This is a genomic window from Pseudomonas sp. H1h, from assembly GCF_000633255.1.
Lineage (GTDB): Bacteria > Pseudomonadota > Gammaproteobacteria > Pseudomonadales > Pseudomonadaceae > Aquipseudomonas.
Genome location: NZ_AYMJ01000013.1, coordinates 16,222 through 40,250 on the forward strand (window position 1 = coordinate 16,222; position 24,029 = coordinate 40,250).

19 protein-coding genes are annotated in these 24,029 nt (G+C 60.3%); 13 read left to right on the plus strand and 6 right to left on the minus strand.

Going from position 1 to position 24,029, the window contains the following annotated elements:
- Positions 1-83: 83 nt before the first annotated feature.
- From acnD to prpD, 3 genes are all read left to right on the plus strand, one after another.
- A complete protein-coding gene (gene acnD, locus U862_RS0110240; protein ID WP_025110320.1) occupies positions 84-2,678 on the plus strand; it encodes a Fe/S-dependent 2-methylisocitrate dehydratase AcnD in 2,595 nt (864 codons plus the stop codon).
- A gap of 54 nt (positions 2,679-2,732) precedes the next feature.
- Entirely contained in the window at positions 2,733-3,923 is a 1,191-nt protein-coding gene (gene prpF, locus U862_RS0110245) for a 2-methylaconitate cis-trans isomerase PrpF (RefSeq protein ID WP_025110321.1), read from the plus strand.
- 548 nt (positions 3,924-4,471) lie between these two features.
- The gene (gene prpD, locus U862_RS0110250; RefSeq protein ID WP_025110322.1) at positions 4,472-5,956 is read left to right on the plus strand and encodes a 2-methylcitrate dehydratase; all 1,485 of its coding nucleotides are present in this window, start codon (positions 4,472-4,474) and stop codon (positions 5,954-5,956) included.
- 24 nt (positions 5,957-5,980) lie between these two features.
- Here the strand turns inward: prpD and U862_RS0110255 are convergent, their stop codons facing one another.
- The 4 genes from U862_RS0110255 to U862_RS0110270 form a co-directional block, all read right to left on the minus strand.
- Positions 5,981-7,303, minus strand: coding sequence for an AAA-associated domain-containing protein (locus tag U862_RS0110255; RefSeq protein WP_025110323.1), 1,323 nt, complete (start codon positions 7,301-7,303; stop codon positions 5,981-5,983).
- A 14-nt stretch (positions 7,304-7,317) separates the two neighbouring features.
- Positions 7,318-9,063: an ABC transporter permease subunit gene (locus tag U862_RS0110260; RefSeq protein ID WP_025110324.1), complete on the minus strand. Its 1,746-nt coding sequence runs from the start codon at positions 9,061-9,063 to the stop codon at positions 7,318-7,320.
- A gap of 279 nt (positions 9,064-9,342) precedes the next feature.
- Positions 9,343-10,071, minus strand: coding sequence for an alanyl-tRNA editing protein (locus U862_RS0110265; RefSeq protein WP_025110325.1), 729 nt, complete (start codon positions 10,069-10,071; stop codon positions 9,343-9,345).
- A 57-nt stretch (positions 10,072-10,128) separates the two neighbouring features.
- Positions 10,129-11,049 carry a DMT family transporter gene (locus tag U862_RS0110270; protein WP_025110326.1) on the minus strand — a complete coding sequence of 307 codons (921 nt, stop codon included), beginning with the start codon at positions 11,047-11,049 and terminating at the stop codon, positions 10,129-10,131.
- A 91-nt stretch (positions 11,050-11,140) separates the two neighbouring features.
- On the opposite strand from U862_RS0110270, the gene U862_RS0110275 reads away from it, so the two are divergent.
- Positions 11,141-12,550 (plus strand): PLP-dependent aminotransferase family protein, encoded by a 1,410-nt coding sequence (locus U862_RS0110275; RefSeq protein WP_025110327.1) that lies wholly within the window; start codon positions 11,141-11,143, stop codon positions 12,548-12,550.
- Between the two features lie 112 nt (positions 12,551-12,662).
- Here the strand turns inward: U862_RS0110275 and U862_RS0110280 are convergent, their stop codons facing one another.
- Complete coding sequence (locus tag U862_RS0110280) at positions 12,663-13,481, minus strand: pyruvate, water dikinase regulatory protein (RefSeq protein ID WP_025110328.1); 819 nt, start codon at positions 13,479-13,481, stop codon at positions 12,663-12,665.
- Between the two features lie 174 nt (positions 13,482-13,655).
- Between U862_RS0110280 and ppsA the strand changes: the two genes are divergently transcribed.
- The 9 genes from ppsA to U862_RS0110330 all read left to right on the plus strand — a co-directional run bounded on the left by ppsA (position 13,656) and on the right by U862_RS0110330 (position 23,310).
- On the plus strand, positions 13,656-16,031 hold the full coding sequence (gene ppsA, locus U862_RS0110290; protein WP_025110329.1) for a phosphoenolpyruvate synthase: 2,376 nt from the start codon (positions 13,656-13,658) through the stop codon (positions 16,029-16,031).
- A gap of 185 nt (positions 16,032-16,216) precedes the next feature.
- Complete coding sequence (locus U862_RS0110295; protein ID WP_025110330.1) at positions 16,217-17,206, plus strand: alpha/beta fold hydrolase; 990 nt, start codon at positions 16,217-16,219, stop codon at positions 17,204-17,206.
- A 225-nt stretch (positions 17,207-17,431) separates the two neighbouring features.
- The gene (gene rraA / locus U862_RS0110300; RefSeq protein ID WP_025110331.1) at positions 17,432-17,923 is read left to right on the plus strand and encodes a ribonuclease E activity regulator RraA; all 492 of its coding nucleotides are present in this window, start codon (positions 17,432-17,434) and stop codon (positions 17,921-17,923) included.
- 22 nt (positions 17,924-17,945) lie between these two features.
- Complete coding sequence (locus tag U862_RS0110305) at positions 17,946-18,941, plus strand: zinc transporter ZntB (protein ID WP_025110332.1); 996 nt, start codon at positions 17,946-17,948, stop codon at positions 18,939-18,941.
- Between the two features lie 63 nt (positions 18,942-19,004).
- Entirely contained in the window at positions 19,005-19,253 is a 249-nt protein-coding gene (locus U862_RS0110310; RefSeq protein ID WP_003223293.1) for a hypothetical protein, read from the plus strand.
- A gap of 2 nt (positions 19,254-19,255) precedes the next feature.
- Complete coding sequence (locus U862_RS0110315; protein WP_007916401.1) at positions 19,256-20,080, plus strand: mechanosensitive ion channel domain-containing protein; 825 nt, start codon at positions 19,256-19,258, stop codon at positions 20,078-20,080.
- An 87-nt stretch (positions 20,081-20,167) separates the two neighbouring features.
- Complete coding sequence (sigX, locus tag U862_RS0110320; protein WP_011333251.1) at positions 20,168-20,758, plus strand: RNA polymerase sigma factor SigX; 591 nt, start codon at positions 20,168-20,170, stop codon at positions 20,756-20,758.
- A 107-nt stretch (positions 20,759-20,865) separates the two neighbouring features.
- A complete protein-coding gene (locus U862_RS0110325) occupies positions 20,866-21,915 on the plus strand; it encodes an OmpA family protein (RefSeq protein ID WP_025110333.1) in 1,050 nt (349 codons plus the stop codon).
- A 375-nt stretch (positions 21,916-22,290) separates the two neighbouring features.
- Positions 22,291-23,310, plus strand: a complete 1,020-nt coding sequence (locus U862_RS0110330; protein ID WP_025110334.1) for a quinone-dependent dihydroorotate dehydrogenase — start codon at positions 22,291-22,293, stop codon at positions 23,308-23,310.
- A gap of 241 nt (positions 23,311-23,551) precedes the next feature.
- On the opposite strand, the gene rmf is transcribed toward U862_RS0110330, so the two are convergent.
- Entirely contained in the window at positions 23,552-23,767 is a 216-nt protein-coding gene (rmf, locus tag U862_RS29510) for a ribosome modulation factor (RefSeq protein WP_003223300.1), read from the minus strand.
- Between the last annotated feature and the right edge of the window lie 262 nt (positions 23,768-24,029).

Consider the following 24,029-nt stretch of genomic DNA (forward strand, 5'->3'; position numbering starts at 1 on the left):
CCCCTCCCACCGTTGACCGAGTTGGATTCAGTGCCGGTGTCGTGCCCACCCTTTGAAACTACCGTGACCCGAGTCCTGACCCGATGAACACAGAATTCCGCAAAAACCTGCCCGGCAGCTCCCTGGATTACTTCGATGTCCGTGCGGCGGTCGAGGCGATTCAGCCCGGCAGTTACGACACCCTGCCGTACACCTCCCGCGTGCTGGCGGAAAACCTCGTGCGTCGCTGCGACCCGGCCACGCTCACCGATTCGCTGAAACAACTGATCGAGCGCAAACGCGACCTCGACTTCCCATGGTTCCCGGCGCGCGTGGTGTGCCACGACATTCTCGGCCAGACCGCACTGGTCGACCTCGCCGGCCTGCGTGACGCAATTGCCCTGCAGGGCGGCGACCCGGCACAGGTCAACCCGGTGGTGCCGACGCAACTGATCGTCGACCATTCGCTGGCAGTGGAAGCGGGCGGTTTCGACAAGCAGGCGTTCGAGAAGAACCGTGCCATCGAAGACCGTCGCAACGAAGACCGTTTCCACTTCATCAACTGGACCAGGAAGGCCTTCAAGAACGTCGACGTGATCCCGCCGGGCAACGGCATCATGCACCAGATCAATCTGGAAAAAATGTCCCCGGTGATCCAGGTGCGCGACGGCGTGGCGTTCCCTGACACCTGCGTCGGCACCGACAGCCACACCCCGCACGTCGATGCGCTGGGCGTGATCGCCATCGGCGTCGGCGGCCTCGAAGCCGAGAGCGTGATGCTCGGTCGCGCCTCATGGATGCGCCTGCCGGAAAGCGTCGGCGTCGAATTGACCGGCAAGCTGCAACCGGGCATCACCGCCACCGACATGGTGCTGGCGCTGACCGAATACCTGCGCAAGCAGAAAGTCGTCGGCGCGTGGCTGGAGTTCTTCGGCGAGGGGGCTGCCGCGCTGACCCTGGGCGACCGCGCGACCATCTCCAACATGGCCCCGGAGTACGGCGCCACGGCGGCGATGTTCTACATTGATCAGCAAACCATCGACTACCTGAAACTCACTGGCCGTGAAGACCAGCAAGTGCAGCTCGTCGAGCAGTACGCCAGGCTCAACGGCCTGTGGGCCGACAGCCTGAAAGGCGCGCAATACGAGCGCGGCCTGAGCTTCGACCTGTCGTCGGTGGTGCGCAACATGGCCGGCCCGAGCAACCCGCACGCTCGCGTGGCAGTGGCGGATCTGGCGGCCAAGGGCATTTCCGGGCAATGGGATGATGTGCCGGGGCAAATGCCCGACGGCGCCGTGATCATCGCCGCCATCACCAGTTGCACCAACACCAGCAACCCGCGCAACGTGATCGCTGCCGGCCTGCTGGCGCGCAATGCCAACAAGCTCGGGCTGACGCGCAAACCGTGGGTCAAATCCTCGCTGGCGCCGGGTTCGAAAACCGTCGCGCTGTACCTCGATGAGGCCGGGCTGACCACGGAGCTGGAGCAACTTGGTTTCGGTGTCGTCGCGTTCGCCTGCACCACCTGCAACGGCATGTCCGGTGCACTCGATCCGGTGATCCAGCAAGAGATCATCGACCGCGATCTGTATGCCACCGCCGTGCTCTCGGGCAACCGCAACTTCGACGGCCGCATCCACCCTTACGCCAAGCAGGCGTTCCTTGCGTCGCCGCCGCTGGTGGTCGCGTACGCCATCGCCGGCACCATCCGTTTCGACATCGAGAAGGATGTGCTGGGCGTGGTCGATGGCAAGCAAATCCGCTTGAAAGACATCTGGCCGAGCGACGAAGAGATCGACGCGGTGGTCAAGTCGTCGGTCAAGCCTGAGCAGTTCCGTCAGGTCTACATTCCGATGTTCGCCATCCACGAAGACACCGGCCCGAAAGTCACGCCGCTGTACGACTGGCGCGAAATGAGCACCTACATCCGCCGTCCGCCGTACTGGGAAGGCGCGCTGGCTGGCGCTCGACCACTCAAGGGCATGCGCCCGCTGGCGGTGCTCCCGGACAACATCACCACCGATCACCTGTCGCCCTCGAACGCGATCATGCTCGACAGCGCCGCCGGTGAATACCTGGCAAAAATGGGCCTGCCGGAAGAGGACTTCAACTCGTATGCAACGCACCGCGGTGACCACCTGACCGCGCAGCGCGCAACCTTCGCCAACCCGAAACTGTTCAATGAAATGGTTATGGAAAACGGCAAGGTCAAACAGGGTTCGCTCGCTCGTGTGGAGCCGGAAGGCAAGGTCATGCGCATGTGGGAGGCCATTGAAACCTACATGGAGCGCAAGCAGCCGCTGATCATCATTGCTGGCGCCGACTACGGTCAGGGCTCGTCCCGTGACTGGGCGGCCAAGGGCGTGCGCCTGGCCGGTGTCGAGGCGATTGCCGCCGAAGGTTTCGAGCGCATTCACCGCACCAACCTGGTGGGTATGGGCGTGTTGCCGCTGGAGTTCAAGCCGGGCACCGACCGCAAGACGCTGGGCATCGACGGCAGCGAAACCTACGACGTGATTGGCGCCCGTACACCGCGCGCCGACCTGACGCTGGTGATCCATCGCAACAACGGCGAGCGCCTCGACGTGCCGGTGACCTGTCGTCTGGATACCGCTGAAGAAGTGTCGATCTACGAGGCCGGCGGCGTGTTGCAGCGCTTCGCTCAGGACTTCCTCGAAGAGTCGGCGGTTGCCGTTTAAATCAACTGATACAGGCGTGAGATCTACCTCTCACGCCTGTGGTTAAGGAGCACCATGGCTCACGCACCACAAATCAAGATCCCTGCCACCTACATGCGCGGCGGCACCAGCAAAGGCGTGTTTTTCAGCCTGCAGGATTTGCCCGAAGCCGCGCAGGTTCCCGGCCCGGCCCGCGATGCCTTGCTGCTGCGAGTGATCGGCAGCCCCGACCCGTACGACAAGCAGATCGACGGCATGGGCGGCGCCACCTCGAGCACCAGCAAAACCGTGATCCTGTCAAAAAGCATCAAGGCTGATCACGACGTTGATTACCTGTTCGGTCAGGTATCCATCGACAAACCGTTTGTGGACTGGAGCGGCAACTGCGGCAACCTCTCGGCGGCAGTCGGTTCGTTCGCCATCAGCAACGGTCTGGTCGATGCCAGCCGTATTCCGCACAACGGTGTGGCGGTGGTGCGCGTGTGGCAGGCCAACATCGGCAAGACCATCATCGCCCACGTGCCGATCACCCATGGTGAAGTGCAGGAAACCGGTGATTTCGAACTCGACGGCGTGACCTTTCCGGCAGCCGAAGTGCAAGTCGAATTCATGGACCCGGCGGCGGAAGAAGAGGGCGGCGGTGGCTCGATGTTCCCCACCGGCAACCTGATCGATCAGTTGGAAGTGCCGGGTGTCGGCACCTTCCAGGCGACCATGATCAATGCCGGGATTCCGACGATTTTCGTCAACGCCGAAGACATTGGTTACACCGGTACCGAGCTGCAGAGTGCGATCAACAGTGATCCCAAAGCGCTGCAGATGTTCGAAACCATCCGCGCCTACGGTGCGCTGCGCATGGGCCTGATCGCCAATCTGGATGAAGCGGCCAAGCGGCAGCACACGCCGAAAGTGGCCTTCGTCGCCAAGCCTGCGGATTACGTCGCGTCCAGCGGCAAGGCGATTGCCGCCGGTGATGTCGACCTGCTGGTGCGCGCGCTGTCGATGGGCAAACTGCACCACGCGATGATGGGCACGGCGGCGGTAGCGATTGGCACGGCGGCGGCGATTTCCGGAACCTTGGTCAATCGTGCGGCAGGCGGCGTTGAGCGCAATGCCGTGCGCTTCGGCCATCCGTCCGGGACCTTGCGCGTCGGGGCCGAGGCCAGTCTGGAAAACGGCGAATGGACGGTAAAAAAAGCCATCATGAGCCGCAGTGCGCGCGTCCTCATGGAAGGCTACGTCCGCGTGCCCGGCGACGCTTTCTGACTCGACACCGAACAAAATTGTAGGAGTGAGCCTGCTCGCGATTGCTGACTGACATTCAACATTGATGTTGCCTGACACACCGCTTTCGCGAGCAAGCCCGCTCCCACAGGGGATAGCATTTCAAGGCGGGAGCATTTAGTGCCGGACAGTACTGTTCGCGTGCCCGGCGACGCTTCCTGACTCGACACCGAACCAAACTGTGGGAGCGGGCTGCTCGCGAAGGCGTAGTGTCAGTCGACATTTGCGTTGCCTGATCCACCGCTTTCGCGAGCAGGCTCGCTCCCACAGGGGATAGCATTTCAAGGCAGGAGCATTTAGTGCCGGACAGTACTGTTCGCGTGCCCGGCGCCGCTTTCTGACCCGACACCGGGCAAAACTGTGGGAGCGGGCTTGCTCGCGAAGGCGTAGTGTCAGTCGACATTTGCGCTGGCTGACACACCGCTTTCGCGAGCAGGCTCACTCCCACAATGGATTGCATTTCAACCATAAGAAAAAATTAGCCCTGAACCGAGGTCCCATCAACGAACCACTGCAAGAGTGAATCGAACATGAGCGCCAACGTCGACCTGAACAACCGTCCCGACTACGACCGTGTCCTGCAGGACATCGCCGATTACGTCCTCACCTACCAAATCGAATCTGCCGAAGCCCTCGACACCGCCCGCAACTGCCTGATGGACACACTCGGCTGTGGCCTGCTGGCGCTGCGTTTCCCCGAATGCACCAAACACCTTGGCCCGATTGTCGAAGGCACCGTCGTGCCGTTCGGGGCGCGGGTGCCTGGCACGCCGTATCGGCTCGACCCGGTGAAGGCTGCGTGGGACATCGGCTGCATCGTGCGCTGGCTCGATTACAACGACACCTGGCTGGCCGCCGAATGGGGGCATCCGTCGGACAACCTCGGCGCGATTCTCGCGGTGGCCGATCACTTGTCGCAAAAGCGCATCGTCAACGGCGAAGCACCGCTGACGGTGCGTGATGTGCTGGAAGCGATGATCATGGCTCACGAGATTCAAGGCGTGATCGCTCTGGAAAACTCTTTCAACCGCGTCGGGCTCGATCACGTCCTGCTGGTGAAAGTCGCCTCGACCGCCGTCACCGCGAAACTGATGGGCGCCAACCGCGAGCAATTGTTGTCGGCGCTGTCCCATGCCTTCGCCGACGGTCAGGCGCTGCGCACCTATCGGCATGCGCCGAATGCCGGGTCGCGCAAATCCTGGGCGGCGGGGGATGCGACCAGCCGTGGCGTGCGTCTGGCCGACATTGCCTTGCGCGGCGAGATGGGGATTCCCGGGGTGCTGACGGCCAGGCAGTGGGGCTTCTACGACGTGTCGTTCAGCCACACCAACAACGATCTGGCATTAAAACCCGAAGGCAAACGCGCCTTCAGCTTCTCGCGGCCCTACGGCAGTTACGTGATGGAAAATGTCCTGTTCAAGATCAGTTTCCCCGCCGAGTTCCATGCACAAACCGCCTGCGAAGCGGCCGTCATCCTGCACCCGCTGGTGCGCAACCGGATGCACGAAATCGACCGCATCTTCATCACCACGCACGAGTCGGCGATACGCATCATTTCCAAGGTCGGGCCGCTGGCCAATGCGGCCGACCGCGACCACTGCATCCAGTACATGACCGCTGTGCCGCTGGCGTTCGGCAATCTGGTGGCGGAGCAGTACGAGGACGATTTCCACGCCGCGCACCCGATCATCGATGTGCTGCGCGAGAAAATGGTCATCGTCGAGGACCCGCGTTTCACCCGCGAGTATCTGGAGGCCGACAAGCGCTCGATAGCCAACGCGGTGCAGGTGTTTTTCAAGGATGGCAGCAGCACCGAGAACGTGGTGGTGGAATACCCGATCGGCCATCGTCGTCGCCGCGCCGAGGGCATTCCATTGCTGGAGGACAAGTTCAGGGCCAACCTGGCGACGCGGTTCACCGGGCAGCGCAGCCACGCGATCTTCTCCCTGTGCAAGGATCAGCAAACGCTCGAAGCCACACCAGTGAACCGCTTTGTCGATCTGTTTGTCATTTGACTGCAGCCCCGGACGTGTCGCGGGCTAGAGGCTGCCCTCGACATCCTCCAGGCTGAACGTTTCGGTGTGGTCATCGTAGGAAAAAATCTCCGCATAACGACCCCAGGCCACCACCACTTCCAGGGTTTTCTCGACGAACGCTTCGGTCAGCGAGTCCTCCAGCTCCTGCTCGAAACGCACCCGCGGTGCGCGGTGACCGTTGCGCTCCAGCAACACCTGGCGGATGCGTGCGGCCAGCGGCACATTGCGGATCAGGTGCTCGGCGAACAGGGTTTTGCGCTCCTGGGTGCCGTAGTCGGCGAACAGTTTGCCGGCATCGGTCAGGGTGATGTCGGCGCCCTTGAGCTCGGCGAAACCGAGGTGTTCGAGTATCTCGGCCACCGGAAACAGATCGTCCACTTCCAGCAAGCGTCGCTCGGCCACGGTAGGCAGGCCGGCGTGGCCGTTGTAGGGCTCGGCGGCAAGGGTTTCGATCAGGCCGGCCATCAGGTTGGTCGAGACTTCCGGCAGCGGGCTGCTCATTTTCAGCTCGGGCTTGCCGGCGCTGGCGTCCGCGCTGCGCCGGTCAGTCATCTGCGCGTAGATATCATCGACCATCTGCCGGAAGGCCGGATCCAGGCGGTTGCGTGGATGGGCGAACGGTACTTTGATTTCCGCCACCACCCGTCCCGGGTTGGAAGACAGCACCAGAATACGGTCGCACATCAGCACCGCTTCTTCGATGTTGTGGGTCACGATCAGGATCGATTTGATCGGCAGTTGCTTGCCGCTCCACAGGTCCAGCAGATCATTTCTCAAGGTCTCGGCGGTCAGCACGTCCAATGCCGAGAAGGGTTCGTCCATCAGCAACAGGGTCGGATTGACCACCAGCGCACGGGCGAAGCCCACACGCTGGCGCATGCCGCCGGACAACTCGCGCGGGTAGGCGTTTTCGAAACCGTCGAGGCCGATCAGGTCGATGGCGGCCAGGGCGCGTTTGCGCGCAGCCTTGCGCTCGACCTGCAAGGCTTGCAGGCCGGCTTCGACGTTTTCCAGCACGGTCAGCCACGGGAACAGGGCAAAGGTCTGGAACACCATGGCCACGCCTTCAGCCGGGCCGTGCAGCGGTTTGCCGTTGTACAGCACGTCGCCCGACGAAGGCTCGATCAGTCCGGCAATGATCCGCAGCAAAGTGGATTTGCCCGAGCCCGAGCGCCCCAGCATGCCGACGATCTCGCCTTCAAGCAGGGTCAGGTCCACGCCGCTGAGCACTTGCAGTTCTTCCTTGCCTTTGCCAAACACCCGGTTCACCTCGCTGAGCGAGTAGATTTGCGGGCTGGCGGCGGTTTGTTCGGTAGAGGTATTCATCGCAGCGAATCCCATCAGTTCAGGCGGAGTTTGTTTTCGGCCACGGCGTACATCGGTCGCCAGACCAGACGATTGAAGGCCACGACGAAAAACGCCATCACCACCACGCCCAAGGTGATTTTCGGAAAGTCGCCGGCAGCCGTGGTCTGGGCGATGTAGGCCCCGAGGCCGTGGGCGACGACTTTGTCCTGACCCCAGGAGACGAATTCGGAAACGATGCTGGCGTTCCAGGCGCCGCCCGAGGCGGTAATGGCGCCGGTCACGTAGTACGGAAAAATCCCTGGCAGCATGACCTTGCGCCACCACAACCAGCCGCGAATGCGGAAGTTGGTCGCGGCCTCTTTGTAGTCATTGGGGAAGGCGCTGGCCCCGGCGATCACGTTGAACAGGATGTACCACTGGGTGCCGAGCACGATCAGCGGGCTGAGCCAGATGTCCGGGTTCAACTGGTAGCGCAGGATCACGATGACGAACACCGGAAACAGCAGGTTCGCCGGAAACGCCGCGAGAAATTGCGCCAGTGGCTGGATCTTTTCCGCCAGTGCCGGGCGCAGGCCGATCATCACCCCCAGCGGCACCCAGATCAGCGAGGCGATGAAGATCAGGCCGGCTACCCGCAGCAGGGTGAAGAACCCCAGCAGGAACACGTGACCGACCTCGTCGAGTGTCACTTCGGTGCCGACATACAACACGATGTGGTACAGCGCGTAAGCAGTCAGCAACGCGATCAACGTGCCCCAGATCCAGTCGATCATCTTCGACGTCGCCGGGTTATCCGACGCGATGGCCTGGCGTGTCGCGCGCGGCAGGTTCAGGCGCATGTTGCCCAGCCGGCTGATGACGCGGGAAAACGGGCGCAGCAGGCGCTGGATCAACCGGGTGCGCTGGATCAGATTCAGTACCCATGACTCCGGTGCGGCGGTCTGCGAGGCGGTGTTCTCCATGCGGAACTTGTCGGCCCAGGCCACCAGCGGGCGAAACAGGAACTGGTCGTAGATCAGGATCACCACGATCATCGTCAGGATCACATAACCCACCGCGTGCAGGTTCTGCTGCGCGATGGCCAGCGCCAGGTATGAACCGATGCCCGGCAGGGTGATGGTCTGATCGCCCACGGTGATTGCTTCGGACGCGACCACGAAGAACCAGCCGCCGGACATGCTCATCATCATGTTCCACACCAGCCCGGGAATGGCGAAAGGCACGTCGAGTTTCCAGAATCGCTGCCAGCCGGACAGTTGAAGGTTGGTCGAGACTTCCAGCAGATCGCGCGGCAGCATGCGCAGCGACTGGTAAAAGCTGAAGGTCATGTTCCATGCCTGGCTGGTGAAAATGGCAAAGATCGCGGCGAACTCTGCACCCAGTACCCGGCCGGGAAACAGCAGCAGGAAGAAGGTCACGGTGAACGAGATGTAGCCCAGCACCGGCACTGATTGCAGGATGTCCAGCACTGGCACCAGCAGTTTTTCGGCGCGGCGACTCTTCGCCGCCAACGTGCCGTAGAGCAAGGTGAAAATCAGTGCCGCGACCATCGCCGCGAGCATGCGCAGGGTGGTGCGCATGGCGTATTCCGGCAGGTTGCCCGGGTCGAGGGAAATCACCTCGCTCTGCAAGGTGGCGATCGGCGCCCAGGTTTCCCGGGCAGTGATCGAGAAAAACAGCAAAAAGCCGATCACCAGCGGCATGGCGATCAAGTCCCAGCGATTGGGCAGCAGGCGCCGGGTCGTGGCCGGGATGTAGTGACGGAACACTTTCTTCATAAGCAGTGATTCCAGCGGGTTCCAAGTGGGGCGCGGCAGTCTGAGCGTAGCTTCTGTCTGCACGACCCACCGAGAATGAGCGCGCGCTCGTTCTTCAGGTTCAAGTGGGAGGTGGGTGATGCAGGCCTGTTGAATTCGACAGGCCGAGAGGGCGGGCGCATCCGGGTTTTCGCCCGGATGCGCTGCTTGCGCGGATTGTAGGGTTTGAGATGTTACAAAGACGTAAAGAACGCTTCGGTTTTGGGTGAAGAAATTTTCATCCTCGCCATGCTTGGCAGTTCAGGCAAAACGCAGGGTCACCCGGCGGTTGTGCTGGCTTTTCTTCTCGATTTTTTCGCAATACACCCGGCCGATTTCCCGGGTGTTGAGCACATGCGTGCCGCCGCAGGGCTGCAGGTCGATGCCCGCGACTTCGATCACGCGCAGATCGCCCTGGATCGCCGGTGGCCTGCTGCTCTTGCTGCCGATCTTTTCCTGCAGGGCCGGGTACTCCGCAGCCGGCAGGGTCAGGACGTTGATCGGGCAGGCTCGTTCGATCAGTGCGTTGAGATCGCGGGTGATGCGCTCCTTGTCGAGGGTCATCTCCGGCAGATCGAAATCCAGCCGACCCTTGTCGGCGCTGATGCTGCAGCCAGTGACCGGCGCATCGATAAGCGCGCCCAGCAGATGCAAACAGGTGTGCATCTTCATGTGTTGATAACGCCTCTGCCAGTCGAGGCTGGCGTTGAGCAGTGCGCCAGTGCACAGCTGCGGCGGACACTCCTGCACCTGATGCCAGATGATCGACGGCAACAGAGGATCGCGCACGGTGCCGGTCACCGCGATCCGGGTGCCATCCACCAGGCTGAAATACCCCGTGTCACCCGGCTGCCCGCCGCCGGTGGGGTAGAACAGGGTGTGCTCCAGCACGACGGCCTGATCGACCACGGCGATTACCCGGGCACCAAAGGCCCGCCGGTAGGGTTCACTGTTAAACAGGCTGAGGGTTTCCATGGTGTGTACCGACATTTGAACCTCCAATGTTCAAAGTTGAGTGTTGTGTGTGAGCCCTTGTGCTCACGCTGTTCAGCGTTTGAGCGGCAGTTTGGTGATCGCGAAACCGGCCAGCAGGATCGTCGAGTACAACATCAGGTCCCGAGAGATTGGCGTGCCTTCGTACCAGGCGCCGATGAGCAGGGCGAACACCGGAAAAATGATGAACACGAACGACAGCAGCACCGGGCTCAAACGTTTGAGCAAGAGGAAATACACGATGAAGCCGCCCACTGACGCCACCAGTCCGAGGTAGAGCAGGGCGCCCCAGGAGCGTGCAGTGATGTCCTTGAGGACCGGTGTTTCGAGGTTGAGTCCGACAATGAATAACATCAGCCCGGCGATGCCGATCGGCAGGGTGTTGTAGGTGATCACGCTGATCGCGCTGCCGTGTTTCTTGGTCACCACGTAACACAGCGCGTGCATGATCGCGGCGCACAGAATCGCCAGCACGCCGAGCCATTCGGCCTGGTCCAGATGCAGGCCCTGGCTGCGGATGATCATGAACAGACTGGCGAAACCGATGGCGATGCCGAGCATCTGCGTGGGGAGGATTTTCTCGCGCAGAAACAGCGCGGAAAAAATCAGGATAAACACCGGCATGCAACTGAACAGCAGCGCGGTCAGCCCCGATGAAACATGCAGTTCGCCGTAGTTGAGCAAGTAGTACGGCAGACTGAAATACGACAGCGTGACGAACACGAAAAACCAGCGACTCTGCCGAGGGAACAGCAGCGGCTCCTTGCGCAACACGGCGAAGCTCAGGAATAGCGGAAAGGCAATCAGAAAACGCAGCCCCGCCGCTGTCAGCGGCGGCACGCTTTCCACGGCAATCTTGATCCCCAGCCAGGTGGTGCCCCAGCTCAGACAGACAATCAGAAACAGCGTGCTGGTGAGCAATCCGGCGAGCCAGGGTTTGCTGACGTTCAACGGTGCGCCGATGGCAGTCGACATGCTTTGTGCTCCACAGCAGAGAAATTGACCTGGTGGGTGAAAAGGGTTATCCCTGATTGCACCTGTTTCAAGCACGCTATTCGGGGTGACAATGACTGTCAAAGTAAGTATTGCCATGGTGTCAATCCTGCGTGACGGGCTCGTCAATGGCGTGGGCGTGAAGTACAAGCGCCTGGCGGATGCGGCGGAAAAAGCCATTACTGAAGGGGTGATCGGCGCGGGAGCGAAGTTGCCGCCGCACCGGTTGTTGGCCGACAGCCTGGGCGTGACCATCGGCACCATCAGTCGCGCCTATGGCGAGCTGGAGCGGGTCGGGCGGGTAGTGGCGCGTGTTGGCGATGGCACTTACGTGCGTGAACGCGGCATGGAGCGGCCGCAGGACAAAGGCTTTCGCAATGTCAGCGATGAGCCGCGCGCCTGTTTCGACATGAGCCGTAATCAACCGATTCCCGGGCAGGAAGCGGCGTTCATGAGCCAGACCTTGCACAGCCTTGCCAGCGATTCGTACAGCGTGCAGCAATTGACCGGCTACACCGCCGAAAGCGGCTTGCTGCGGCATCGCCAGGCGGGGGCGCACTGGTTGAGCCATGGCGCGTTCCGGCCGCACGCCGACCAGGTGTTGTGCGTCAACGGCGGCCAGCATGGCTTGCTGTGCGCCTTGATGGGCCTGCTCAAGGCCGGCGACACGGTGGTCACCGAGCATCTGACCTATCCCGGGTTGATCGGCGTTGCGCGTCAATTGGGGATCAAGCTCATCGGTGTCGCGATGGATGACCAAGGGCTGCTGTCGGCGGCGCTGGACGACGTCTGCCGCCAGCACCGTGTGTCGGCGTTATATTGCACACCGACGATTCAGAACCCTACGGCGGCGGTCATGTCGGTCCCGCGGCGTGAGGCGATTGCCGACATCTGCCGGCAGCACAATCTGCTGATTTTCGAAGACGACGCGCATGCGGTGCTGGCCCGTCAGCGGCCGTTGCCGCTGAGTCATTTCGCCGCTGAGCGTTCGGTGTTGATCGGCAGTCTGAGCAAGGCGGTTTCAGCCGGCCTGCGGGTCGGTTACCTGCAGGCGCCGCAAGCACTGATCGGGCGCCTGAGTTCGGCGATTCGCGGCACGTGCTGGATGGCCAATCCGTTGGCGATGGAAGTGGCGAGCCGCTGGATCGAAAACGGCATGGCCGAGCGCTTGCTGGAGGAACAGATCGGCGAGATCGGTCGGCGCAAGGCGCTGGTCGCGCCGCTGCTGGAGGGGCTGACCTACAAGGCCGATGCCCATAGCCCGCACTTCTGGATCGAGGTGCCCGCGCTGTGGCGCGCATCGCAGATTGCTGCGGAGCTGAAGGAAAACAATTACCTGGTGAGCACCGCCGAGGCCTTTGCGGTCGGGCACGGCGCGGTGCCGCAGTTCATTCGGGCGAGTGTGTGCAATTCGGTGGGGGATGACCGGTTGTTGCAGGCAGGTTTCGAGGCCTTGGCCAAGGCATTGACAGAGACCGTGTAATCGTTCTTCGCGAGCAAGCCCGCTCTCACATTCGATCGCATTCCAACGCGAGGAACTCGATCAAATTGTGGGAGCGGGCTTGCTCGCGAAGGCGTCAGAACACGCCACAAAATTATTTGAAACGCCGCTCCACGCCTTTCTCAACCAGAATCTTCGCCGAAATCTCCTCCACCGAAAAATGTGTGGAATTGATATGCGGAATGTTCTCGCGGCGGAACAGGTTTTCCACTTCGCGCACTTCGAATTCGCACTGGGCGTAGCTCGAATAGCGGCTGTTGGGCTTGCGCTCGTTGCGGATCGCGGTGAGGCGGTCCGGGTCGATGGTCAGGCCGAACAGTTTGTGTTGATGGGCGCGCAGGGCGGTCGGCAGGGTCAGGCGCTCCATGTCGTCTTCGGTCAGCGGGTAGTTGGCCGCGCGGATGCCGAACTGCATCGCCATGTACAGGCACGTCGGCGTCTTACCACATCGCGACACGCCCACTAGTATCAGATCGGCCTTGTCGTAATAGTGGGTGCGCGCGCCGTCGTCGTTGTCGAGGGCGAAGTTCACCGCCTCGATGCGCTCCATGTAATTGGAGTTGTGCCCGATCGAATGCGACTTGCCGACGGTGTAGGAAGAATGCTCGGTCAGTTCCTGTTCGAGCGGGGCCAGGAACGTCGAGAAAATGTCGATCATGAAACCATTGGAGGTTGCGAGAATCTCACGGATGTCCTGATTGACGATGGTGTCGAAGATGATCGGGCGCAAGCCGTCGGTTTCAGCGGCTTTGTTGATTTGTTGTACCATGGCCCGCGCTTTGTCCGCGTTGTCGATATACGGCCGCGTGAGCTTGGTGAAGGTAATGTTTTCGAACTGCGCCAGAAGGCTTTGACCCAGGGTTTCGGCGGTAATGCCGGTGCCATCGGAGATAAAGAAAGCAGATCGTTTCATTTGCACCTTGGGCCTTAAGCTAATGAGCATTCTTGGATATGATAGGCGCGATTTGCCGGCCGCCATTGGCCCGCATTCTCACTTATTTTCCAGGTCCAGGCCATACAGCCGGCCAACGCTCCCCCGAGCTGCCGGTTTCTGAGCTTTTCCAACACAGTTAGTGGAGAGATCACCTTGGTAGAGTACGTAGTTTCCCTCGATAAGCTCGGCAAACACGATGTTGAGCATGTGGGGGGCAAGAACGCATCCCTGGGCGAGATGATCAGCAACCTGGCGGGTGCCGGTGTGTCGGTCCCCGGCGGTTTCGCCACCACCGCGCAGGCCTATCGCGACTTTCTCGAACTGAGCGGCCTCAACGAGCAGATCCACAAGGCTCTCGACGCCCTGGACGTCGATGACGTCAACGCGCTGGCCAAGACCGGCGCGCAGATCCGTCAATGGATCATGGAAGCCGAATTCCCTGAAAAACTGAATGCCGAGATCCGCACCGCGTTCGCCGCGCTGTCGGCCGGCAACCCTGACGTGGCCGTGGCCGTGCGTTCCTCGGCAACCGCCGAAGACTTGCCGGACGCCTCGTTTGCCGGTCAGCAGGAAACCTTCCTGAACATCCGTGGTGTGGAAAACGTTATCCGCGCCGCCAAAGAGGTATTCGCCTCGCTGTTCAACGACCGTGCGATTTCCTACCGCGTGCACCAGGGCTTCGACCACAAACTGGTCGCCCTGTCGGCTGGCGTACAGCGCATGGTGCGTTCGGAAACCGGCACCGCCGGTGTAATGTTCACCCTCGATACCGAATCCGGTTTCCGTGACGTGGTGTTCATCACCGGCGCCTACGGCCTGGGCGAAACCGTCGTACAAGGCGCGGTCAACCCGGACGAATTCTACGTACACAAAGGCACCCTGGAAGCTGGCCGCCCGGCCATTCTGCGACGCAACCTGGGCAGCAAAGCGATCAAGATGATCTACGGTGACGAGGCCAAGGCCGGCCGTTCGGTCAAGACCGTCGATGTCGACAAGGCCGAGCGCGCGCGTTTCTGCCTGACCGACGCCGAAGTCAGCGAGCTGGCCAAGCAGGCGATGATCATCGAGAAGCACTATGGCTGCCCGATGGACATCGAATGGGCGAAGGACGGTGACGACGGCAAGCTGTACATCGTGCAGGCCCGTCCGGAAACCGTGAAGAGCCGCACCCAGGCCAACGTCATGGAGCGTTACCTGCTCAAAGAAACCGGTACCGTGCTGGTGGAAGGTCGCGCGATCGGCCAGCGCATCGGCGCCGGTAAAGTGCGGATCATCAAGGACGTGTCCGAGATGGACAAAGTCCAGCCGGGCGACGTGCTGGTGTCCGACATGACCGACCCGGACTGGGAGCCGGTGATGAAACGCGCCAGCGCCATCGTCACCAACCGTGGCGGGCGTACCTGCCACGCGGCGATCATCGCCCGTGAACTGGGCATTCCAGCGGTTGTGGGTTGCGGCAACGCCACCCAATTGCTGAAAGATGGCCAGGGCGTGACCGTATCCTGCGCCGAGGGCGACACCGGTTACATCTTCGAAGGCGAGTTGGGTTTCGACGTCAAGAAGAACTCCGTGGACGCCATGCCGGAGTTGCCGTTCAAGATCATGATGAACGTCGGCAACCCGGACCGCGCCTTCGATTTCGCACAGCTGCCGAACGCCGGTGTGGGCCTGGCCCGTCTGGAGTTCATCATCAACCGCATGATCGGTGTACACCCCAAAGCGCTGTTGAACTACGACGGCCTGCCGCAGGAAATCAAGGACAGCGTCGACAAGCGCATCGCCGGTTACAGCGATCCGGTCGACTTCTACGTCGACAAACTGGTGGAAGGCATCAGCACTCTGGCTGCGGCGTTCACGCCGAAGAAGGTCATCGTGCGCCTGTCGGACTTCAAGTCCAACGAATACGCCAACCTGATCGGCGGCAAGCTCTATGAGCCGGAAGAAGAAAACCCGATGCTGGGCTTCCGTGGCGCTTCGCGTTACATCAGCGAATCGTTCCGCGACTGCTTCGAACTCGAGTGCCGCGCGCTGAAGCGTGTGCGCAACGAGATGGGCCTGACCAACGTCGAAATCATGGTGCCGTTCGTGCGCACCTTGGGCGAGGCCAGCCAGGTCATCGATCTGCTCGCCGAAAACGGTCTGGCTCGCGGCGAAAACGGTCTGCGCATCATCATGATGTGCGAACTGCCATCCAACGCGATACTCGCTGAAGAGTTCCTCGAATTCTTTGACGGTTTCTCGATCGGTTCCAACGACCTGACTCAACTGACGTTGGGTCTGGACCGCGATTCGGGCATCATCGCGCACCTGTTCGACGAGCGTAACCCGGCGGTCAAGAAGCTGCTGGCGAACGCCATTGCCGCGTGCAACAAGGCCGGCAAGTACATCGGCATCTGCGGTCAGGGTCCTTCGGATCACCCGGATCTGGCCAAGTGGCTGATGGAGCAGGGCATTGAAAGCGTGTCGCTGAACCCGGATTCCGTACTGGAAACCTGGTTCTTCCTCGCCGAAGGCCAGGCGCAGGCTTGATAAGTAGGTGAATGGCCCGCTCCCCCTGTGGGAGCGAGCCTGCTCGCGAAGACGGACTGACAGGCAACAATGATGTCGACGGATGTACCGCTTTCGCGAGCAGGCTCACTCCTGCAAGGGGCGGGTTTTGAGATTTGAGTAGGGCGGGCTCCTGTAGATGCCGCCCTTTTTTGTGCAAGAGCATTATGCAAAGCAGCAGCAACCTGTTTCCTGTCGCCCTGATCAGCGCCGAACGACGCGGTGATCTGAGCGAAGACGTTTATCGATTGAAACCCGGCAACAGCCCGGACTGGTCCGTGGAGATCGCCGTCACCCGTTTGGGCATGGCCGACGACACGGCGCCCCGTGGCGCGCCGGTGATTTTGTTGCACGGCAGTTTTTCCAATCGACGCTTCTGGTTTTCGCCAAAAGGCCTCGGGCTTGGCGCGTATCTGACGCGACTGGGTTTTGATGTGTGGATTCCGGAGATGCGCGGCCATGGTCTGTCGCAGCGCAACGAGGAATACCGCAGGAACCGTGTTGCCGACTACGCCAAATACGATCTGCCGGCGATTGCTGCATTCGTGCGTGAGCAGAGCGGGCAGGTGCCGCACTGGATCGGTCATTCGCTGGGCGGCATCACCCTGGCGGCGGCGCTGGGCGGTGAATACTTAGGCGAACCGGCGGTGGCTTCGGCGGCGTTTTTCGGCACCCAGGTCAGCCGCACGTACTGGCCGCTAAAGATCCCGCCGGTGGAGTGGAGCGGGCGCTTCATTCTCAAGCGTTTCGCGCAATTGTCTGGCTCGCGCCTCAAGCGCGGCCCGGAAGACGAACCGATCGGGCTGGCGCTGGAAAGCATGCGCTGGTACGGCCTGTTCGGCCGCTTTGGCGACAAGGACAAGGATTGGTGGGCCGGGCTTGCCGAGGTTCAAGTGCCGGTGCTGGCGGTGACGGCGGCGGGGGATCATCAGGATCCGGCGTGGGCCTGTCGCAAACTGTTCGAACAGATCGGCTCCGAGCACAAGCAGTTCGTCAATCTGGGGCGGGAACAAGGCTTCAGCGACAATTTCGGGCATGTCGAGATGCTGGTGAGCAAGGCAGCACAGGCCGAGGTCTGGCCGCTGGTGGCGCGCTGGCTGCAGGATCAGCACACACCGCTGCTGGGCGAGAAGCCGGACCTGGCCGCGGCGGTTTGAGCGCAGGCTCTGAAAAGGGCATTTCGTTCGTATCGGCTTGCGGCTAAGATATGACGCATTGTGCAATTCTGGTCATATTTGGTGGCTGTTTAGCTATTACGTTTCAGCGTTTGTTCAGGTTCGTTCAGCGACCATTGCATGAACTAAGGTAAACAGCGACCGCCGGGACTCGTTTCAACAGAGTGCGACATCCTTGATCGTCTTCCTTGTTACAGGAGTTTTTCGATGAACCATTACCTCACGCCTGACCTGTGCGACGCCTATCCGGAGCTGGTGCAGGTGCTGGAACCGATGTTCAGCAATTTCGGCGGCCGTGATTCCTTCGGCGGCGAAATCGTGACCATCAAATGTTTCGAAGACAACTCGCTGGTCAAAGAGCAGGCCGAACTCAAGGGCAACGGCAAAGTGCTGGTGGTCGATGGCGGCGGTTCGCTGCGTCGTGCGCTGCTGGGCGACATGATCGCCGAGAAAGCGGCGAAAAACGGCTGGGAAGGAATGGTCATCTACGGTTGCATCCGTGACGTCGACGTCATCGCTCAGACCGATCTCGGTGTCCAGGCGCTGGCCAGCCATCCGATGAAGACCGAAAAGCGCGGTATCGGCGACCTCAACGTGCCGGTGACGTTTGCCGGTGTGACGTTCCACCCAGGCCAATTCATTTATGCGGACAACAACGGCGTGATCGTTTCGCCGAGCCCGCTGAAGATGCCTGAATAAAGTTTTCGACAAAGGGATGCGGATGTTCGAGGAAGAAAACGCGCAGTGGGGGCTGGTGCATGCCCTGGTACTGGACGGTAAAGGCGGTGCGCGTTCGATAGCCCGGACTGAGCTCGACGATCTGCAACTGCAGGCTCATGAGAGTCTGTGGCTGCATTGGGATCGCAGTCATCCGCAAACCCAGACCTGGCTGCGCAAATCCAGCGGCCTGAATGAGTTCAGCTGCGACCTGTTGCTGGAAGAAAACACCCGTCCGCGCCTGCTGCCGTTGCCGGATGCCGAGCTGTTGCTGTTTCTGCGCGGGGTCAACCTCAACCCGGGGGCCGAGCCGGAAGACATGGTCTCGGTGCGGATTTTCGCCTCCGCCCAGCGCGTGATCTCGTTGCGTCTGCGCCCGCTGCGCGCCACCGATGAACTGCTGGCGCTGTTGAGCGAGGGCAAGGGACCGAAAACCTCCTCCGAACTGATCCTGTATCTGGCGCAATTCCTCACCAACAAGGTGCAGGATCTGGTCACGTGCCTGTCGGAACTGGTCGATGAAGAGGAAGAAAAACTGGATGCCGACGAACGGTATACCCCCGAGCATGGCTCGATTTTGCACATCCGTCGCCGGGCTGCCGGACTGAAGCGTTTCCTGGCGCCGCAGCGGGATATTTTCGGACAGCTGACGCGGATAAAACTGCCGTGGTTTGTCGACGATGACGCCGACTACTGGAACGAATTGAACAACAGTCTGACCCGCTATCTCGAAGAGCTCGAATTGACTCGAGAGCGCATGGGGCTTGTGCTGGAGGCCGAAGACCGGCGTTTGAACGTGCGCATGAATCGCACGATGTACCGCTTCGGCATCATCACCTGCATCTTTTTGCCGATGAGTTTTCTCACCGGTCTGTTGGGCATCAACGTGGGCGGAATTCCGTTCTCGAGCAGCCCTTATGGTTTCCTCATTGCCTGTCTGACGGTGTTGGCCATGGCCTTTGGTCAATGGTGGTTATTCCGCCGTTTGCGCTGGGTATGAAAATGCAGCATGTGACCCGACCAAATTTGCCCGCGTCTTTCACAGACATCACGAGAGGTGCGTATGCACGATCCGTTTGAACAGTCTTTGCGCGACATGCTCAACGCCTCGCCGTCCAGCCGCGACGACGATGCCTGCCTGGGTCGCGTACTCAAAACCGCCAACCGCCAGGTCGGCGCCGGTGATCTGTTCAGCTTGCTGGGCCGCTGGCTGCCCGCGCTGATGATCGCCCTGAATAACGGCTCGGCCCACGTCTCGCCGGTTTCCCGTCTTCGTAAAACTACCGCTCGCACTGCTGATAAGGCTGATTGAATATGGAACTTGATCTCTGGACTCAGAGCCTCGTCACTGCAATGACTGCGTTGTGGACCAAAGTCGCCAACTTTATCCCGAACCTGTTCGGCGCACTGGTGGTGCTGCTGTTGGGCTTCGTGGTGGCCAAGCTGCTCGATACCTTGCTGTCCAAGTTGCTCGCCAAGCTGGGCCTCGATCGCTTGATGGGCGGCACCGGGCTGACCAAATTGATGTCGCGGGCCGGGCTGCAAGTGCCGATCTCGACCCTGATCGGTAAAATCGTCTACTGGTTCGTTCTGCTGATTTTCCTGGTTTCTGCAGCAGAGTCCCTTGGACTTGAGCGAGTTTCAGCTACGCTGGACATGCTGGCGTTGTATTTGCCGAAAGTTTTCGGCGCCGCGCTGGTGCTGTTGGTGGGTGTTTTGCTTGCCCAACTGGCCAACGGACTGGTGCGCGGTGCGGCAGAAGGCGTAGGGCTGGACTACGCTTCGGGTTTGGGTCGAATTGCTCAAGGGCTGGTGATCATCATCAGTATCTCGGTGGCGATCAGTCAGCTTGAGGTCAAAACCGACCTGTTGAACCATGTGATTGTCATCGTTTTGATTACCGTTGGTCTGGCCGTTGCGCTGGCCATGGGTTTGGGAAGCCGGGAAATTGCCGGTCAGATTCTTGCGGGAATCTATGTGCGTGAGTTGTATCAGGTTGGGCAACAAGTGCGTGTTGGTGAGGTCGAAGGCCAGATCGAAGAGATCGGCACGGTTAAAACCACATTGCTGACCGATGAGGGTGAGCTAGTCTCACTTTCCAATCGGATCCTGCTGGAACAGCATGTGAGTAGCCGCTAACCCGGCAAACCCTGCTAATGTATGCCGCCGCAAAATGCCCTGAGAGGGTAGCGGCGGACATTGACCTGACTGTCGGCACGACTTGTTTTGAATAAAGCCCAAACGCTATCCACGCGCTATGACCCCCGTGAGCTCTCTGATGAGGAGTTGGTCGCGCGCTCGCATACCGAGCTGTTTCACGTGACGCGCGCCTATGAAGAGCTGATGCGGCGTTACCAGCGAACATTATTTAACGTTTGTGCGAGATATCTTGGGAACGATCGCGACGCAGACGATGTCTGTCAGGAAGTGATGCTGAAGGTGCTGTACGGCCTGAAGAACTTCGAGGGGAAATCGAAGTTCAAAACGTGGCTGTACAGCATCACTTACAACGAATGCATCACGCAGTATCGGAAGGAACGGCGAAAGCGTCGCTTGATGGACGCCTTGAGTCTGGACCCCCTGGAAGAAGCGTCGGAAGAAAAGGCGCCGAAACCCGAGGAGAAGGGCGGACTCGATCGCTGGCTGGTGTATGTGAACCCGATTGACCGTGAAATTCTGGTGCTACGATTTGTCGCAGAGCTGGAGTTTCAGGAGATCGCAGACATCATGCACATGGGTTTGAGTGCGACAAAAATGCGGTACAAACGTGCTCTAGACAAATTGCGTGAGAAATTTGCAGGCATTGCTGAAACTTAGTTCAGCGCAAATATCTCTTACGTGTAGGCAAGTTCTGATAGACTTGCCGCCGAGTTGTCCCCCGGTTTGCGGGACTGCTTCACAATCACCAGATGGGGATTTAACGGATGAAACTGAAAAACACCTTGGGCTTGGCCATTGGTTCTCTTATTGCCGCTACTTCGTTCGGCGCACTGGCACAAGGCCAAGGCGCAGTTGAAGGCGAGATCAACTACAAGAAGCAGTACAACGACAGTGTTGATCACGTCGAAGACGGCTTCAACCCAGGCGCCAAAATCGGTTACTTCCTGACCGATGACGTCTCGATCAACTTCGGCTGGGATCGTAACAACCACACCCGTTCGAACGATGGCACCGGCAGCCAGAAACTGCGCGGTGACAACTTCGGTCTGACCGCTCAATACCACTTCAACAACGCTGGCGACGCTCTGCGTCCATACGTTGAAGGTGGCGTTAAGCACGGCACTCTGACCAACGTAGCTGATGACGGCCACACCGGTCGCGACCAGTCGACTTTCCTGACTGCTGGCGCTGGCGTTAAGTACTACTTCGCCGAAAACTTCTTCGCCCGTGCTGGCGTAGAAGCTGACTACAAACTGGACAACGGCCGTTGGGACTACGCACCATCGGTTGGTCTGGGTGTGAACTTCGGTGGCGGCGGCAAGCCAGTTGCTGCTCCAGTTCCAGCTCCGGCTGAAGTCTGCTCCGACAGCGACAACGATGGCGTTTGCGACAACGTTGACAAGTGCCCGGACACCCCAGCCAACGTAACTGTTGACGCTGATGGCTGCCCAGCAGTTGCTGAAGTTGTTCGTGTAGAGCTGGACGTGAAATTCGACTTCGACAAGTCGGTCGTCAAGCCAAACAGCTACGCTGACATCAAGAACCTGGCTGACTTCATGAAGCAGTACCCAGCCACTCACACCACTGTTGAAGGTCACACTGACTCCGTCGGTCCTGACGCTTACAACCAGAAACTGTCTGAGCGTCGTGCAAACGCCGTTAAGCAAGTTCTGACCCAGCAGTACGGTGTTGAGTCGTCCCGCGTTCAGTCGATCGGCTACGGCGAATCCCGCCCAGTTGCTGACAACAAAACTGAAGCTGGTCGCGCTGTTAACCGTCGCGTAGAAGCGCAGGTTGAAGCTCAAGCTAAGTAATTAGCTCGCCGCTTTGAGAAAAGCCCGGCTCAGGCCGGGCTTTTCTTTGCCTGCGATTTGGTGAAGCGCAAATATTTACGCCCACACAATGGCCGGCAGACTGCACACCCGTCCTTGGTTCAGCCTCATCAGCACCGCCATGTCGCGGGGGGGAGGGCTAAGCCGCCGGTGCCCAGATGCACGGCGTAAATCAGCCCGTACGGGCTGCGGGCGACCTTCCCGGGCTTTGCCCAGACCAAACCGCTGACGACCCCATTGTCCGTGCCTGCACGCCGCCATATGCCAGTCGGGCTGATTTGCCTGTGTGCCTCGCGCCGAGGGGCGTTGCCCGGCTATAATCGCCGCCTCTTTTCACCGCCCGAGTCATCGCCGCCCATGTACACCCTGGCCCGTCAGCTGTTGTTCAAACTTTCCCCGGAAACCTCCCACGATCTGTCGCTGGATCTGATCGGCGCGGGTGGGCGTTTGGGCCTCAACGGCATGCTGTGCAAGAAGCCGGCGAACGTGCCGGTGACGGTCATGGGCCTGGACTTCCCGAACCCGGTGGGTCTGGCGGCCGGTCTGGACAAGAACGGCGCGGCCATCGACGGTTTCTCGCAACTGGGTTTCGGTTTTGTCGAGATCGGCACCGTGACCCCGCGTCCGCAGCCGGGCAACCCGAAGCCACGGATCTTCCGCCTGCCGGAAGCCGAGGCGATCATCAACCGCATGGGCTTCAACAACCTCGGTGTCGATAACCTGCTGGCGCGGGTCGCGGCGGCCAAATACAAGGGCGTGCTGGGGATCAATATCGGCAAGAATTTCGACACCCCGGTCGAGCGTGCAGTGGATGACTACCTGATCTGCCTGGACAAGGTTTACACCCACGCCAGCTACATCACCGTCAACGTCAGCTCGCCGAACACCCCGGGCCTGCGCAGTCTGCAGTTCGGTGATTCGCTCAAGCAGTTGTTGGCGGACCTGGCCACGCGCCGTGCCGAACTGGCCCTGCGTCACGGCAAACATGTTCCGCTGGCGATCAAGATCGCCCCGGACATGACCGACGAAGAGACCGCGCAAGTGGCTCAGGCGTTGATTGAGACCGGTATGGACGCGGTAATCGCCACCAACACCACCCTGAGCCGCGTGGGCGTCGAAGGCATGGAGCATGGTGACGAGGCCGGCGGTCTGTCCGGCGCACCGGTACGCGAGAAGAGCACGCACACGGTGAAGGTGTTGGCGGCTGAGCTGGGTGGTCGGTTGCCGATCATTGCCGCTGGCGGTATCACCGAGGGCAAGCACGCGGCCGAGAAGATCATGGCGGGTGCGAGCCTGGTACAGATCTATTCCGGGTTCATCTACAAAGGCCCGGCGTTGATTCGCGAATCGGTCGACGCGATCGCCGCCCTGCGCTGATCCCCTTGTGGGAGCGGGCTTGCTCGCGAAAGCACTGTGTCAGTCACCGAAGATGCTGACAGAAGCACCGCTTTCGCGAGCAAGCCCGCTCCCACAGGTTATGTGTGCAGTTCAAGTGATTTTGCAGGCATAAAAAAGGGCTCCTCGAAGGAGCCCCTGGGCCGCAGCCCGCCGTCCGGGAAGGACGTGCATGGTAAGTCGCTAAAAATTCAGATTGTCGTGTCGGAATTAATGCCCTGTGTCAGCCGACGGCGTGAAGTTCGTTGAGTCTGTGGATCCCCGCAGTGCCGGTCATACCGTCCCAGTTGTCGCCGCGTCCTTCTCGCCAGCCGTTGATCCAGGCTTGACGTACCGACGGTAGAGTAAATGGGCAAAGCTCGCGGGATTTGCCACCAACGCCATATTGATATCCGCGCAAAAATGCTCTTTCCAACGGATCACGCTTAAGTCTTCTCATAGGGTGTTTCCCTCACTTGTTGACTGTTTGTGTCGCGTTGACCTCAACCGAGGTCTGGCAGAAAAACTCTGCCGGGGGCGGCTCGCTGCCGGCGTGGCGAGCCAAGGTGTTGACGCCGTTGCGACGTCAACCTGTGTTCAGTTCTAACCAATGAGTCACACCGAGGGAATGATCGTTTTGTCATAAGGACGTAACGAAAATAGTGCTACAGCCATAAGTAACGACGGGTTTCATGAACGTTTTTTCACCAAACCCCGGTATG